The following is a 14353-nucleotide window of genomic DNA, read 5'->3' as shown; positions in this document are numbered from 1 at the left end:
CAGCAGCACGCATGTCGTAGAAATTTGGGTATATACTCAAAAGAGCAGGTCAACTAACGCGAGCAATAATGATCAACAGACTCAATTGGATACTACTATTTCTTCTGTTCCCGATAACGGGGCACGCCAATATTCAATGTAACCCATCGTCGTGGAATGACAATCTTACCCAATTCAATCGTTTAGAGTCCAATTACAATCAGCATGTTGAGGTATTCAATACACTTTTGACCGAACATAAACAGCGTCAGTTATTGTCCGAAACCTTTTCACTGCATGAGCTCGTGCTACTTTGGCGTGCCAAGTCGAACCAAAATGTGTTCAAAGCGCAATTAAAAGCATCGATTCAATACAAAGAAGAGCTCACAACTAAAGCGAATCAGCTGCTTAAATTGAGCACACAATCCCAATGGTCAGCAAATGGGTGGGAGATACTGGCCCAGAAGTGCCGCGAGTCAAACAAAACAGCCAATCAAATAACTGCGGAATGGTATAACACCAACGCTTTGGAACTTGCTGAAGATTACAAGCGCCTCTCTTCACAATATCAAACTCTGTCACAAGTCTATGATAAAGAAGCCCGAGCGCTTCAATACGCTCAAGATGTTTCGAAGTAAAAACAGAGCCAGTTTTGAATAGACGATGTTGGTTTTTCACTCCAATATTGGACGTTATTCGTACTTTTTATCTTTCCTTAGTCGTGAATGATATCAAATGTAAATAATGGGATTGTTCCCTTTGACAAACTTGACTAAACCATGACCAAGACAGTCAATTTATAGAGACATACGTCACATTAATGCTTTACTTATGGACATTTTTTGGTTAGTTTAGCCATTAATAAAATTTAATAAAAAGTCACATTTGGCTGGAGATGATGCTACAAACATGGTTATCAATCGATTAAGTAACAGGGAATGTCCTAATGCTACCAAAGCCAAGTTTTTGTCAGTAGTTAGGCACGTAAAAGAGTTCGGTTCAATCAGTGATTTGGATCTGTGTAAAATCTTCGGAGAAACAATATGGAGTGATGGGAGGGAATACCATTCAGCCGCGTTCTCATTCAAGGTTGATAGATACACAGGTAACTGTGAAATCTCACAATACAAAAACCAATAAGGCTTAAGAATTTATAAAGCGGAGTCAGGAAACGGACCCCGCTTTTTTGATCATGGCAATCGTAAAGTCGTGCTCGGAGTATCCCTCAATCAATCGTGTATTCGGACACAGCAACCGACAATAGCGAAAGACACCTTCTTTATTGTGCGACGCTAACATTTTCATGCTGGGTAGTTTTGATTCATCCAACAAGTTAAACACACAACCTTTCTCTGTCGCTCGGTACATTTTATCAATCATTTCAATGGTATGATTTGGGTTGGTGGATTGATAGTTCAATGATCCGGAAGCAAAAACAAAGTCGCAACGAGGCAATACCAACGTTGAAAAGTCGCCACATATAAACTTACTTTGCGTACGAAAATCTCGTTTTCTGGCTTCAGAGATAAATTGTTTTTGCTGATCAATGCCAATATAGCTTTGAGGATGCAACCCCGTAAGTTCGATAAACGCTAACAAGTCTCCGTAGCCGCACCCAATATCTAAAATACTTGAACCGTCTAACGTTAACCCTCGGCACAACGCCTCAAAACGGCTGTTCTGACTATACTTATCTGCCCATCCCAAAGTTCGGGCTCTGTCTTTACCAAACTGTCTATATCGCTTTCGATGATAGTGGGCAATCTTAAGTCTATCGAAAAATTTCATCTTTCTTATGCATAAATCGGCAAACTGCCATTTCCTTTCACTTGTCTAATCGCCAGGTGGGTATGAATATCTTTCACATTTTCTAATCGCTGTAACTTTCTAGTAAATGTTTCATAACCAGCGAGATCTTTACTGACCACCTCTAACAGGTAATCATAGGCCCCTGATACGACATGGCATGAGATCACTTCATCCATCTCAACAACGGCATGTTCAAACTCATCAATCGAAGAAGCTTGGTGGTTATTTAAACTCACTTCAACAAATACAGTCATTGCGATGCCTACAGTGTCTCTGGACACAATAGCTCGATAACCACTTATTACACCTTCCTGCTCCAAACGCTTAATGCGTCTTGCACAAGGTGATGCCGATAGCCCTACTTGATCAGCAAGTTCTGCCGTTGTCAGAGTGGCATCCTTCTGCATTAGGTTGATAAGTTGCCTGTCAATTTTATCCATTTATTCTTCCGTGCCTTTAATCACCAACAATTAACACTTATACGCAATTTATCACCAACATCAAGCCTAATCACGTCAAACTTTGCCTCCCTTTGGCAAGAGTTTTATTCAACAATTAACACATCATTTACAAATGGACATGTCGATAATGATCTTGGGATACGCAGCTATATTAACGACCTTACTGCTTTGGTCTGGTTTCTTTATTTCTTTAAAAGGGGGCGCAATTTCTGCCTTGCAGCCAGCCGATATCGCGTTAGTTCGCTTTCTCATCCCAAGTATAATTTTATTACCATTTGTGATTAAGCATAAACAGTCGCTACGCGTAGTGCCTAAACGCTACCTGGTTGGTGTTGTGGTTGGAAGCGGCCTTCCCTATCTTCTGGTCGTCGGAACGGCTATGCATTTCGCTCCCGTGGCGCACGGCAGTGCATTAGTACCTGGCACTTTGCCATTGTTTGTTTCTGCTATCGCGGTACTTTGTTATCAACAGTCGCTGAGTGCTCACCGCTTAATCGGGCTTTCTACGGTGCTGTTAGGGATTTTCGTATTCCTTCTTTCTAATAGCGGCGCAGAGTACAACTGGTCTCAATTACAAGGGCATATCCTGTTTCTAACTGGCAGCATCATGTGGGCTGCTTTCACCATCAGCGCTCGTGTCGCCAATCTTAATGCACACGTCTGTGCAGGATTCGTTGCAATCGCGTCTTTGGCTCTGCTCATCATCGCTGTTGGTTTCGGGTGGGTAGACAGTTATTTGGTGGTAACACCGTTCAGCCAGTGGCCATGGGAGGAGTTATTTGGCCACGCGATGCTACAAGGTGTTGGCGCAGGTTTAATCGCTTCTTTCACTTTCATTTATGCAATTAGGATCATCGGTGCCGAAGCCAGCGCTGCTTTTGGTTCATTAACTCCAGTCGTCGCGACACTTCTTGCCGTTCCAATTTTTGGTGAACAACCAGATTCTCTCACTTGGTTAGCGCTGATGTTGGTCACATGCGGCAGTATTGTGGCAAGCCAAATCTTTATGAAAGATGGAATGAACCAAACTTATCGCCCACCACTTCACAGATAGCGATGATTTTACAAAAACTTATGCCTTACTATCTTGAATAACAAAATGGCGTTTTGATAGCCTCAGCTTAACTAAAAAATTAAAACGCCAATGTGATGCCAGCCACTCATACTAAAGATGAACTGCATAGGTTTCTCAAACCGGGAATGAAGCTTTCTACTAATTTCGAATTTGGGCCTAAGGATCAATATACGTATTCCACCACCTATCTGGGGATGAAAGAAAATGCTTATTTGATTCTTGATATACCAATGCGTTTGCTTGAAGAGCAAGTGATGAGAAAACTCCCCAACGCCGATGTCATCGTGCGTGGTGTATCAGATACGGAGTTAGGCCATGTCATTGCGTTTAAGTCCAGCGTGCTGACGACGACCGTTCGACCATCCCCCCTTTTGTTTATCCGCATTCCAGGAACATTTGCAACCAAACCAGTTCGGGAACATGAGCGTTACAAGTTGCAAATGGACTGTAACGTTATTCATGCAGGGAATGTCTACGACGGTAGCCTTATCGATTTCTCTCTAGCAGGTGTTGGTATATCAACCTTGATTGAGCCCGAATTCAACGTGGGTGAGAGTGTTACCATCGAATGCCCGTTAAGCCACTATATCGGAGAAGAAAATCGATGTGTCATTGCCAACATTAAGAAATTGGTGAAGGGATGGGTAGTTGGAATTAAGTTTGCCAGTCCCATTGAGATGACTCACGAACTAAAAACAGAGTTACTGGAGCAATCCTTTCTAACCAGTAACGTCTGAACTTACTGCTCGCTAAAGCGCGTCGCCTCAAAGCTGTTGAGTATTCTGTGAACCGTATAGGTCACAAGCAGCGTCGCAACAATAGCAAACAAAATACTGCTCACGCGATACAGCGCACTGAACATTAAGTCACCATCCGGAGTAAGATATTGGCCGAACAAAATGCCTAATGTGGTTAAACCGCCAAATCCGGCTCCCGAACCGCTAGACTCTTTCACGTGCATATAACTGAACATCATAGCCCCAATCCAAAGCAATGGGACGATAAACAATAAGGTATCCGACCAATCGTATAATACAAGTTGTCCGACAATACCAAAGGTCACCCCCATCAAGGTCCCCATTGCTCTTTTTCGCGCATACCCTAAAGCACCGTTCCAATGCATAGGAAACAATAAAAGTAAGGTTGTCGCCTGAGCAGACATAGAGTCACTGAGGTCAAATAGCTGGAATACAAGGAAAGACATTGTAGCGATACTCGCCCCCATAAGGGCTTCATGACGCATGCGATGACTCTGTTTAGGCTGCGACGGTTTCGCTGGTGGCTGACGAGGTTCCGCATCGGGAATCAAAAATGTCACCACATAAGCAACGATCACTGAAATAACATTCGCTTGCAGATTGCTAAAGATTAGGTCATTTAAGTCAGTGGTTGGATAACTCGTAAAGTGCAGCATGATGCTTAAGCTCAGTACGCTGTTCGCTCCAAATAAGAATAAGCTCCCTTTTGACATACAGGCGAATTTATACAGGAACAACCCGAATGCAATGATTGTCATCATGCCTGGGTGCCCACCAAATAACCCACCAAGCACACCAACTTCTAATCCACACACAACCGCTGAAAAAATCAGTTGTCGTGCGGCATGTAGACTCATGACTGGCACCATTCCAAGTAACAGCATCGGGGTTACAGTAAAGAATACGCCATAGTTCCAACCAAATACTTTACATAAAGTGAAACCAATGGTCGCACCAGTTGCAATGCGCAAACACTGACGGAAGTCGTTTTCCGACATGGGGTGGTCCCATAACTTCATATCGCCTCCTCGTTAATAAATATAATGAAGAAGACTCAAGAATTGGATCTGGCACCTCGCTAACCAACCAGATAATGAGTTTTCTGGCAACAACTGCACGGTTGCTCGTGCCCCTGCTGGAAATGCGCGCTGCTGAGGTTCATCGATAGCTAAATGTAAACGTAAGCGCTGCGCGTCTCTCACCCAACGGTTTGAGTCAGTTGGTGTTGCTAAGCGACCGTCCGCATCGAATTGACCCGAGCTGACCCCGGCATCCACACTCGTAATACGAGCTTCAAATACATCACCAGGTAAGCTATCAAAAGCCACTAACGCACGGCTGTTCTGATTAAAGTGTCGTAAACTCTTTTCACGAAAGTCGGCAATGATATCCACGTCATCGGAGACTAAAGCGACAAGAGGTGTACCAGCTGCCGCATAGGCCCCCGTCTCCAGCTGCAAGTTAGCGACAACGCCATCATGTTCCGCCGAGACTTGAGTGTAAGACAGATTAAGTTCCGCTTGTTTTAGCTGGTTTTGCGCCACGCGGATATTCACATTCGTTGCGCCTAAATCACCGCGGTTTACTTCCAACTCTTTTAAACGAGCACGTGCGGCCAGTAAGTTCGCTTTAGCTGCCGTTGCACTGCTCTGTGCGTCATCGCGCTGCTGTTGCGAAGTACCATTACGGTGAAACAGGGTATTAAGACGTTTTGCTTCGCGAACTTTTTGTTCCGCCACGATTTTACTCGCTTCAACGTCTGCTTTTGCCGCAGCAATAGAAGCATCAAGTTGTTCGTTGTTTTGAATCACACGCTCAAGGTTAAGTTGAGCCTTTTCTACGGCAAGCTGATAAGGCTGGGGATCAATCTGAAATAGTAGATCGCCTTGGCTTATTTCTTGGTTGTTGGCAACATAAAGATGTGTAATCTGCCCACTCACACGGGGGGCCACTTTAGTTACCACACGCGTTGCCATTGCCTGAGGCGTCAACGGCATGGCGAGATCTGCAACTAGAAAATAGGCAAAGACAAGGACAAACGCGACGCAAGAATATTTGATCCAACGTGCGAATTTTTGATCTGGAGTCATAGGCGTTTACTTCTCTTTTAATTCGGTTTTCTGACTTATTCGCTAAGTGAATCAAGCGCATTGTGAGCAATCTGATCAAGAATCAATGAAAGCTGCTGAAGTTCCTGGTCGTTGATGTCCGTTAGGAGCTTGCTTCGAACTTGAAGAATTCGAGCCTCCATTTGCTTTAGTAGGGTTTTCCCCTCTTCTGTGAGGCTAACAATACGTGCTCGCTTATCGTGTTCACAGCAATAGCGAACGATCAGAGATTGCTCTTCTAATAATTTTAATGTTCGCATCAACGACGCTAACTCGATCTCAAGCGCTTCAGCCAAATGCTTCTGACTGATGTTGTCACCCATTCGATAAAGCTTCCATAACGCAGTCCAACGCGGATACGTTAGGTTTAAAGGCTCTAACTCGCGATCTGCAACCATTTTCCACAAACGAGCAACACGAGATAATTTTTCAGCCAGAGAAAGGTCTCGCAAACTGTTGATGTCTTGAATCATAAGATCTACTCAATTACTTAGCGTGCTAAGCAATATAAAATAGTTAGCACGCTAAGTAAATATCTTTTTGTGATTGAAATCACATTGGGTGTGTCAGTGAAGGGGCAGAAATCTAAGTAACACAACACTATGTTTGAATTTGAAATGCAGCGATGTACACAACAAACGTCGAGACCAATAAAGTCTGATTTGTATAAGAGTAAAAGGGTCAGATACAAAAAAGCACAACCCACAGTCATGGTGTTGTGCTTTTCAGATAATGAATAATTGGGTTATCTCGTAGTGAGCCAATTATTCATGTTCGCTCGACTAAGAACCGCTGCTTAAAATCCACAAATGCTTCATGGAGCGCATTTTCTTTAATCGGCTTGAGAAGCACGTAATTCGCACCCGATTCCATAAAGGCGTCACTGGTTTCTTTCGCGGTGTCAGCAGTACACGCATAAATTGGCGTGCCTAGTTTTAGCTTTTGTCGGATCTCTTTGGTCGTTTCAATTCCACCAAGATGCGGAAGTTGGTTGTCCATCAGTATCAAATCGTAAGTATGATCTTTTAAGAATTCCATTGCTTCTAACCCATCTTTCGCCCAATCAACCTGCATTTTGTACTTGTTACAAAACGCTTTTAGAATGAATGCGTTAGTATGGTTATCCTCTACCAACAACACTTTGAGACTCTCTGCAAATAGTTCACCAGGCTTAACACGCAAACTCGAATCAAGAGGGGTGAGTACTCGCTCACGATCTTTCACTGGCATTGTAATGACAAAAGTCGTTCCTAAGCCTTTCTGACTGCGGACTTGAACATCACCTTCCAGCATGTCGACAAGGCTCTTCACAATGGTCAGCCCTAAGCCACTGCCGCCGTATTCTCGAGTCGTTGTTGCTTCTTCTTGAACAAAAGGTTCGAACATTTGGTCGAGTTTGTCAGACTCGATGCCGATACCTGTATCCGTAATTTCCACGACCAGCACGCTATTGTCAGCACCATAGAACTGCTCCAGTTCCGCATGCAAGCGCACGCTACCCGAGGGCGTAAACTTCACAGAATTACTGACTAGGTTGAATAAAATTTGGTTCAGACGAACTTGGTCAGTAAAGATTTCAACATTGGGATCTATTTTGTTTTCAATGACAAGGTTGACACCTTTACTTTCACAAATAGGACGATAAATGTTTTCTAACGTTCGAAGTGTATCAGTGAAAGAAAACGGGTGCTTTTGGATATTAAACTTACCCTGCTCAATCTTCGAAAAGTCCAAAATATCATTCAAAACAGCAAGTAAGTGCTCACCACTATGCCGAAGTACGTCAATTTGGTTATTCTGCTCTTCTGTTTCCACAGAGTCTTTTAGCAATTGAGCAACCCCTAAAATTCCATTGATTGGCGTTCGGATCTCATGGCTCATTTTAGCCAGAAAGTCGGCACGGGCTTGAGCAGATTTTTCCGCTTCTTTGCGCGCCAAGTTACTCTGTTTTTCCGCCTCAATAAGTGTGGTTATATCCTGACCTTGAACAATAATACCGCTAATATCTCCATCAACTCGAATCGGCGATAAGTTCCAGCGATATACTTTGTCTCCAATTGGCACATTAACGCCTGTCAACGTAGCTCCCTGAGCCGCCATGCGAAGGTGTGGCATCAACTTTTCTTTGAAACCTTTGAACACTGGGTGCATGGTTTCAACATCGTTTTCCATGACTAACTCTTTGCGTGCTGCCGGATTGATTTGGACAAGTACACCCGATTCAGACCACACCATAATAGGTGATAACGCAAAGTTAAACAGGTCGCGGAAAGAGCGCTTTTGTGCTTCAAGCTCTTCAAAAGTGTTTTCTAGTGTCGAACCAATATGATCGAATTCCTCAATATCTGACCCCTCAAAACGCTCAAATCCTTTTTCTTCACGAGCCGAGCGGGTATATGCCATCAGGGATCCTAACTCTTCAACTACTCGATTCTCGATCCATTCTTTAGTCATCAGCGCAATCATGACCATACCGATAACTGAGGCTAGCATTGCTAGCAGGTGTTGGATTTGCAATGTCACCACGCTCTGATTGTCTTGCACAGTAAGCAAGCACAAGTCAGTCTCGGCGGCATTTACCTCAATAGGGGTTTTGATGATCAATAATTGGTCAAGCTTGTGCTGGGACTCTCGTCGTTTGAGTACGTCAAATATTTGATAAGCCTCATCTCCTACTAATGAGCTTGCCAATGGTGTGTTGTTAGCGACCAACACAACATTGTCGACGTTGCCTTCATTTTTTAACCTTTCCATCAACCCAAAGTTATTATCTAAAACAACAACATTGTAAGAGTACCCCATCACTTCACCGGTTTTAGGTTGTAAAACGGGTACGCGACGAAGTAACAGATGGCGAGTTCCCATCGGGGTCTGTGAGGGTAGATAATACCAGTTGTTGCTAAAGGTCACCTGACTGGCAAGTCGGCTAAGTATCAGATTGTTGATGCCATAGAAATGCGCGTTGCCATCGTCCCAAATAATACCTTGATGATCGGTTAGGAAACGAAACTCTGGTGTATGGGAAGGATCACTCTGGTCAATACTCATGAAAAAGTAATTGAGTGCCTCTTCATCACGTTCTGTATAAAAATCCAATACAACATCACTTTTCGAATTGCTGTTGTGATGAATCTGAATCGCTGCAAAATGGCTATCAAAAATGTTCAGGATCAGGGCAGAGGTCTGCTGCTTGGTTCGGTCGACTTCCTGCCAAATAATCTGCTTCGAGAAGTAATAACTCTGAACAAAGATGCCTAGAATGATCGGAGCAAGTACGAGAATAATTATTTTGGTAATAAGCGTCGACAGTGAGCGACGCTTTCTTGTTTTTGATGTAGTTGTCATCAATTATCTGAGTATCTAAATGCACGTTTTCTTAATGCTTCAATTCTTTCTGGAGAGTCCGATTTGGTAACGACTTCAAAATCACCAGAGTAAACGGTGGGAACTGGCTTTCCTTCTAAATCCCACTTAATGGCCTCAGCCATTGCAATACCTGTATCATCGTTCATACGCATAACGGTAACGTCTAACTCCCCTTTAGAAAGCGCCTCTAACTCTGCTGAACCGCCGCCCCAACCATTGATCATGACATCATCACGACCTAACTCTTTAAGAGCGTCAACAGCACCTAATGCTACATCGGTAGAACACGCGTAAATGAAGTCAACGTCCGGATACTTCTCCAAACTGGCTTTTGCAGCTTCATACCCAGATTGCTTTGTTGCTTTGGTGTAGTAAGCAGATTGTAGTTCAAATTGATTATCGCGGTTCACTTGGTTGATAAAAGTGTTGCCTCTGATGTCACTAATGTAGCCCTCTGAGAAGTAGAGAACACTATAGTGGCTATGTTTAGGGAAACGCTTGCCAAACTCAACGGCCAATTCACGACTTCCTTCTGCGTGGTCGAAACCAACATAAAGAAACGGCTGATGATGTTCCCAATCCCTAACAGGTGTGGTGATATTTTGTAAAATTAACTTGGTTTTCTTTGAATCTAAGACATGCTCAACAAACTTACGATGTCTTGTGGTATCTAGAGTAAAGATCAAGTAATCGGAGTTGCTTTTCAGCGCCTCCATTAAAGACAAACTTTGCTGCTTTATATCTGCATTAGGACGAGTAAACACTTGATTTAGTTGATAGTCGATATCAAGCTTATCTAGGCGTTTTTCAAACGCATCGATGTTTCGAATCCAATAATCAGAGATCTGCTGCCCTGGATAAACAACAGAAATTTTCAGTGGACGCTTTTTGTCTTTTGCTACGGGTACAGGGGTTTCTCTTACCACTTCAGCCAACGCACTAGTTAACTGCTTCTGTTGTGGAAACTGGTCTAAAAACTCTTGATATGCCCAATACCCATTAAGAACTTGGGTGGCCTGCACATTCGGCGCAAAAGCGGCCATTGAAATCAGGGAGAATACTAACGCTTTTTTCATCTACTGCTCTTTTAGCTTTTTTATGAGCCTAATTCAGCTCTATTCATTACCTAGCCGAGTCATCCTATACTCTTGTAATCTACCTTCCTCTTAGTGCCTGTTTCAATAGTAAATTGGTTCTTGGTCTGAGTGGATGCAAATAAAGTACATTGAGTCGCTTCCTTTGTCTCGATAACGTAGAGACATTTCGCGCTTTTCATATTCAGGACCTTTAAACAGAACACCAGCCCATTATGCGTCAGTTTATTCCTACATGGTACTCCAAAAACAAAAAGAAACCGCCAATGTGACATAGGCGGTTTCCGTGTATCTTTGCGTAGCAAGGGCTTATCAGAGTGCCACTATCTCTAACATCATTTGTTGATGTTCGTCGACGACAATATTTGCTTTTGACATAACGAGCAGCTCTTTTTTCGCTTTAGTTAGTTGCTTAATATAGTACTCTGCTCGCATGGCAAGCGTCTTTGAGTCAAAATCCGATGACCATTCCAATACCAAAGGGCCTTTTCCCTTCAAAGCTTTCGCTCCTTTTCCGGTTTGGTGCTGATTGAATCTTCGTTCAACATCATTGGTAACACCACAATACAACGCGTTGCGGTTATTTCGTATCAGGTAGACACTCCAACGCTGCGTTGTATTTTCCATCATGAAAGCAGTGACTCAACCTTAGCTTTTAATTCATCCAGCTCTTCTTTCAGCTGAGCGACTTCGAGCTCTAGCTGACTTACTCGATCGGAGCTCGAGCTTGCAGCAGACACAGGCGCTGCAAGTTCGGACGCATCAACATCACCACAGAACAAATGCATATAACGCGACTCCCGCTTACCAGCCTCACGTGGTAATTTGACCACTAATGGTCCTTTCTCTTCACTTGCTAAATGCTCAAGGACCGTTTCCACTTCTTTTACATCATGAAATGTCGCGAGACGATTAGTACGAGTACGAATTTCCCCAGGTGTTTGAGCACCGCGCAAAAGCATACAGCATACAATGCCCTTCTCCTGCTCTGTCAGCTTTAAATCACCAAATTCCGTATTACAGAAACGGTGTTGATACTTGCTGACGCGGCTGTTGAACGCACTTTCGTCACTGACGAGCCTGCGCTCAATAAGAGCATCAACGGCATCGAGAACGTCTGACTCAGAGAGTGACATCACGGGATCACGGTTGCTTTTTTGATTACACGCGTTGGTTAATGCGTTTAGGCTGAGGGGGTAAAGATCTGGGGTAGTGACTTCTTTTTCGATCAAGCAACCAATAACTCGTGCTTCAATTGCCGTTAGCTCAACTTTCATAATGCATTTCCTTATTATTTTTGCATTTGACTTTGTACCTAAATCGCTTCGAAATCATACGCCATAAATTCACACAGCAGTGCAAGAAGCGTTAGCGGTTCAGGTGTTGGTGTCAGGCTAAAGCATAGCGTAAGACCTGACACCCCTTACGAATAGGGTCAGGTATCAATGCTCCGAGAGAATCGGCACTCTCGTCAAATTGCCATCTTGGTCGACCATCATTATTTTTGAACGATTAAGCTCAACTTCGATGATTTCGAGTTGCTCGCGAGCGTTAATATACGCCGTTTTTAACTTTTCAGCCACAGAGCGAGTGACTTGCTCATTATCTTGACTATTTACTTGCTCCGCAGTGTTACCAGAGTCCATATCAAGTTCATCATTTTGCATTCAATGGTGTTGATAATATAGTGAAGGCCACGTTATGACAATGAATCGATGGATTCTACGATGTTGGCCAAAACTCGAAGAAAGCAGCACGATTATATGGACACAGTGCAATTGGTTGAGAAATGTTCAACTCTGCATTGCTATTGATCTAAAGACTGTTATGCCACTGGATGTTGTGCTTTAATCGAGGAAGATATTCATAAAATTAGGAAAGAGAACTATGAGTAGCGTATTTGAAATCGTTAACCAAGCTCGTCGTAAAAACAAACTAAAACGTGAGCTTCTTGATAACGAAAAGAAAGTTCGTGATAACCGTAAACGTGTTGATCTTCTAGAAAACCTTCTAGACTACATCAAACCAGAAATGACTCACGATGAAATCGTCGCAATCATCAAAAATATGAAAGCAGACTATGAAGATCGTGTTGATGACCACATCATTAAAAGCGCTGAGATCTCTAAAGCACGTCGTGACATCAGCCGTCGCATTCGTGAGCTGACTGAAGAAGACAAGCAAACTAGCGGCAAAAAATAAACGCGTAAGCTAGATTTTCGAACCCCGAGCAAGAATATCTTCCTCGGGGTTTATTTTTGTCTCTAAACTAACCGCCGTGTACAATCAATCTAACTCTTATTCCTAACGCATTCAGCTTTCTATGTCTTCAACTACGACAAGTACACAACCAACGCTTGCAAAACAATTATTTACGATGACCTGGCCAATGCTTTTTGGCGTTCTGTCTTTAATGAGCTTTCAGCTTGTGGATAGCGCGTTTATCGGTCAGCTCGGCGTTTTACCGTTAGCCGCTCAAGGTTTCACTCTGCCTTTGCAAATGGTCATTATCGGCATTCAAGTCGGTCTAGGGATCGCAACGACAGCGGTCATTTCTAAAGCTCTTGGGGCGAATGAAAGTCGGTATGCCAAACAACTTGGCGGATTGGTATTGATGATCGGCTCAATTGGTGTCGCTATTTTTGGCGGGCTAATTTGGCTTTTGCGCTACCCCATTTTAGCTCTATTAAGCGCTCCAGAATCTGTTATGCCGATAATCGACAGTTACTGGCCTTGGTGGTTATTAAGCTCATGGACTGGTGCGGTTTTGTATTTTTATTACAGTATCTGCCGAGCTAATGGCAATACAATGTTACCTGGCACAATGATGATGATAACCAGCGGCGTGAACCTTGTACTCGATCCGCTATTTATTTTCACGTTTGACTTGGGTATTAACGGAGCGGCAATAGCAACCATCGTCGCTTTTGGGTTTGGTATTTTAGTCGTCGCTCCTCGCGTGAAAAAGAATCACTGGGCAACAACACAATGGCAAGATCTTAACGTAGCCAAAAGTGTTGCATCTATCGGTAACATTATGGGCCCTGCGATGATTAGCCAACTGCTGCCACCGTTGTCTTCCATGCTAGCAACAAAATTATTGGCAAGCTTTGGAACCGCAGCAGTCGCCGCTTGGGCGCTTGGTTCACGCTATGAGTTCTTTGCTATCGTTTCGGTCTTGGCGCTGACAATGTCTATGCCTCCAATGGTTGGACGCTTACTTGGAGCAAAGAACTATGAAGATATCCAAAGGCTCGTCAGTATTGCCGTAAAATTCATTCTAGGTTTCCAACTTTTGATTGCTGCCATTACATTTGCCGTCGCAAACCCACTCGCATTATTGATGACAAGTGATGTGCAAGTGGAGCAAGTCTTGGAAATGCATTTACTGATAGTGCCGATCAGTTTGGGTTCATTAGGGGTTTGTATGCTAATGGTTTCTCTTTGTAATGCATTAGGCAAATCTTACACCGCGCTCACTATTTCAGCGCTGCGCTTGTTTGTCTTTTTCCTACCGTGCTTGTGGGTTGGCGCTCAAATGGATGGAATCCGAGGTTTACTCTTAGGCGCTTGTATCGGCAACCTGTTAGCTGGTGTTTCCGCATACCTAACCTATCGCCAAACCATACGCAAACTCGCAGGCGCTCAAGCCAACGCGTAACGATGAATAATCAGAACTAAGCCCCTGAAATGGGGCTTAATC

15 protein-coding genes are annotated in these 14353 nt (G+C 43.5%); 5 read left to right on the top strand and 10 right to left on the bottom strand.

Annotated features, from left to right (window positions below):
* Positions 1 to 68 precede the first annotated feature (68 nt).
* Positions 69 to 617, top strand: coding sequence for a hypothetical protein (locus IJ23_RS12060; protein ID WP_017635183.1), 549 nt, complete (start codon positions 69 to 71; stop codon positions 615 to 617).
* 526 nt (positions 618 to 1143) lie between these two features.
* On the opposite strand, the gene IJ23_RS12055 is transcribed toward IJ23_RS12060, so the two are convergent.
* Positions 1144 to 1767, bottom strand: coding sequence for a class I SAM-dependent methyltransferase (locus IJ23_RS12055; RefSeq protein ID WP_033906371.1), 624 nt, complete (start codon positions 1765 to 1767; stop codon positions 1144 to 1146).
* 5 nt (positions 1768 to 1772) lie between these two features.
* Positions 1773 to 2228, bottom strand: a complete 456-nt coding sequence (locus IJ23_RS12050; RefSeq protein WP_005373581.1) for an Lrp/AsnC family transcriptional regulator — start codon at positions 2226 to 2228, stop codon at positions 1773 to 1775.
* Between the two features lie 148 nt (positions 2229 to 2376).
* Between IJ23_RS12050 and IJ23_RS12045 the strand changes: the two genes are divergently transcribed.
* The gene (locus tag IJ23_RS12045) at positions 2377 to 3303 is read left to right on the top strand and encodes a DMT family transporter (protein ID WP_025767932.1); all 927 of its coding nucleotides are present in this window, start codon (positions 2377 to 2379) and stop codon (positions 3301 to 3303) included.
* 95 nt (positions 3304 to 3398) lie between these two features.
* Positions 3399 to 4061 carry a flagellar brake protein gene (locus tag IJ23_RS12040; RefSeq protein ID WP_017635180.1) on the top strand — a complete coding sequence of 221 codons (663 nt, stop codon included), beginning with the start codon at positions 3399 to 3401 and terminating at the stop codon, positions 4059 to 4061.
* 2 nt (positions 4062 to 4063) lie between these two features.
* Here IJ23_RS12040 and IJ23_RS12035 read toward each other — a convergent pair whose 3' ends face one another.
* From IJ23_RS12035 to IJ23_RS11995, 8 genes are all read right to left on the bottom strand, one after another.
* The gene (locus IJ23_RS12035; protein ID WP_033906369.1) at positions 4064 to 5101 is read right to left on the bottom strand and encodes a DUF2955 domain-containing protein; all 1038 of its coding nucleotides are present in this window, start codon (positions 5099 to 5101) and stop codon (positions 4064 to 4066) included.
* Between the two features lie 12 nt (positions 5102 to 5113).
* Positions 5114 to 6172, bottom strand: a complete 1059-nt coding sequence (locus IJ23_RS12030) for an HlyD family secretion protein (RefSeq protein ID WP_017635178.1) — start codon at positions 6170 to 6172, stop codon at positions 5114 to 5116.
* Between the two features lie 35 nt (positions 6173 to 6207).
* Positions 6208 to 6663, bottom strand: coding sequence for a MarR family transcriptional regulator (locus tag IJ23_RS12025; protein ID WP_033906368.1), 456 nt, complete (start codon positions 6661 to 6663; stop codon positions 6208 to 6210).
* 295 nt (positions 6664 to 6958) lie between these two features.
* Complete coding sequence (gene luxQ, locus IJ23_RS12020; RefSeq protein ID WP_033906367.1) at positions 6959 to 9535, bottom strand: quorum-sensing autoinducer 2 sensor kinase/phosphatase LuxQ; 2577 nt, start codon at positions 9533 to 9535, stop codon at positions 6959 to 6961.
* On the bottom strand, positions 9535 to 10632 hold the full coding sequence (locus IJ23_RS12015) for an autoinducer 2-binding periplasmic protein LuxP (RefSeq protein ID WP_005385634.1): 1098 nt from the start codon (positions 10630 to 10632) through the stop codon (positions 9535 to 9537). Before IJ23_RS12015 ends, luxQ begins: the two co-directional genes overlap by 1 nt.
* 330 nt (positions 10633 to 10962) lie before the next feature.
* Positions 10963 to 11280, bottom strand: coding sequence for a GIY-YIG nuclease family protein (locus tag IJ23_RS12005; RefSeq protein WP_005373593.1), 318 nt, complete (start codon positions 11278 to 11280; stop codon positions 10963 to 10965).
* Positions 11277 to 11927 (bottom strand): YceH family protein, encoded by a 651-nt coding sequence (locus IJ23_RS12000; RefSeq protein ID WP_005373594.1) that lies wholly within the window; start codon positions 11925 to 11927, stop codon positions 11277 to 11279. The genes IJ23_RS12005 and IJ23_RS12000 overlap by 4 nt, the downstream gene beginning before the upstream one ends.
* Before the next feature lie 165 nt (positions 11928 to 12092).
* Positions 12093 to 12296, bottom strand: a complete 204-nt coding sequence (locus tag IJ23_RS11995) for a hypothetical protein (RefSeq protein WP_031777159.1) — start codon at positions 12294 to 12296, stop codon at positions 12093 to 12095.
* Positions 12297 to 12537: 241 nt separating this feature from the next.
* Here IJ23_RS11995 and IJ23_RS11990 point away from each other — a divergent pair, with 241 nt between their 5' ends.
* Positions 12538 to 12852 carry a DUF496 family protein gene (locus IJ23_RS11990; RefSeq protein WP_005373603.1) on the top strand — a complete coding sequence of 105 codons (315 nt, stop codon included), beginning with the start codon at positions 12538 to 12540 and terminating at the stop codon, positions 12850 to 12852.
* 121 nt (positions 12853 to 12973) lie between these two features.
* Entirely contained in the window at positions 12974 to 14311 is a 1338-nt protein-coding gene (locus IJ23_RS11985; protein WP_005385628.1) for an MATE family efflux transporter, read from the top strand.
* Positions 14312 to 14353: the final 42 nt, after the last annotated feature.

The sequence above is a fragment of the Vibrio sp. OY15 genome, assembly GCF_000742455.1.
Classification (GTDB): domain Bacteria; phylum Pseudomonadota; class Gammaproteobacteria; order Enterobacterales; family Vibrionaceae; genus Vibrio; species Vibrio alginolyticus.
Note: the sequence above shows the minus strand (reverse complement) of the source record. Positions and strands in the feature narration are given on the sequence as shown.

Excerpts from the sequence above, each read along its gene's own strand:
- IJ23_RS12045 (WP_025767932.1), top strand. The coding sequence starts at position 2,377 with ATGATCTTGGGATACGCAGCTATATTAACGACCTTACTGCTTTGGTCT.
- IJ23_RS12055 (WP_033906371.1), bottom strand. The coding sequence starts at position 1,767 with ATGAAATTTTTCGATAGACTTAAGATTGCCCACTATCATCGAAAGCGA.
- IJ23_RS12030 (WP_017635178.1), bottom strand. The coding sequence starts at position 6,172 with ATGACTCCAGATCAAAAATTCGCACGTTGGATCAAATATTCTTGCGTC.
- IJ23_RS11990 (WP_005373603.1), top strand. The coding sequence starts at position 12,538 with ATGAGTAGCGTATTTGAAATCGTTAACCAAGCTCGTCGTAAAAACAAA.
- luxQ (WP_033906367.1), bottom strand. The coding sequence starts at position 9,535 with ATGACAACTACATCAAAAACAAGAAAGCGTCGCTCACTGTCGACGCTT.
- IJ23_RS12025 (WP_033906368.1), bottom strand. The coding sequence starts at position 6,663 with ATGATTCAAGACATCAACAGTTTGCGAGACCTTTCTCTGGCTGAAAAA.
- IJ23_RS11985 (WP_005385628.1), top strand. The coding sequence starts at position 12,974 with ATGTCTTCAACTACGACAAGTACACAACCAACGCTTGCAAAACAATTA.
- IJ23_RS12000 (WP_005373594.1), bottom strand. The coding sequence starts at position 11,927 with ATGAAAGTTGAGCTAACGGCAATTGAAGCACGAGTTATTGGTTGCTTG.
- IJ23_RS12015 (WP_005385634.1), bottom strand. The coding sequence starts at position 10,632 with ATGAAAAAAGCGTTAGTATTCTCCCTGATTTCAATGGCCGCTTTTGCG.
- IJ23_RS11995 (WP_031777159.1), bottom strand. The coding sequence starts at position 12,296 with ATGGACTCTGGTAACACTGCGGAGCAAGTAAATAGTCAAGATAATGAG.
- IJ23_RS12035 (WP_033906369.1), bottom strand. The coding sequence starts at position 5,101 with ATGAAGTTATGGGACCACCCCATGTCGGAAAACGACTTCCGTCAGTGT.
- IJ23_RS12005 (WP_005373593.1), bottom strand. The coding sequence starts at position 11,280 with ATGATGGAAAATACAACGCAGCGTTGGAGTGTCTACCTGATACGAAAT.
- IJ23_RS12050 (WP_005373581.1), bottom strand. The coding sequence starts at position 2,228 with ATGGATAAAATTGACAGGCAACTTATCAACCTAATGCAGAAGGATGCC.
- IJ23_RS12040 (WP_017635180.1), top strand. The coding sequence starts at position 3,399 with ATGCCAGCCACTCATACTAAAGATGAACTGCATAGGTTTCTCAAACCG.
- IJ23_RS12060 (WP_017635183.1), top strand. The coding sequence starts at position 69 with ATGATCAACAGACTCAATTGGATACTACTATTTCTTCTGTTCCCGATA.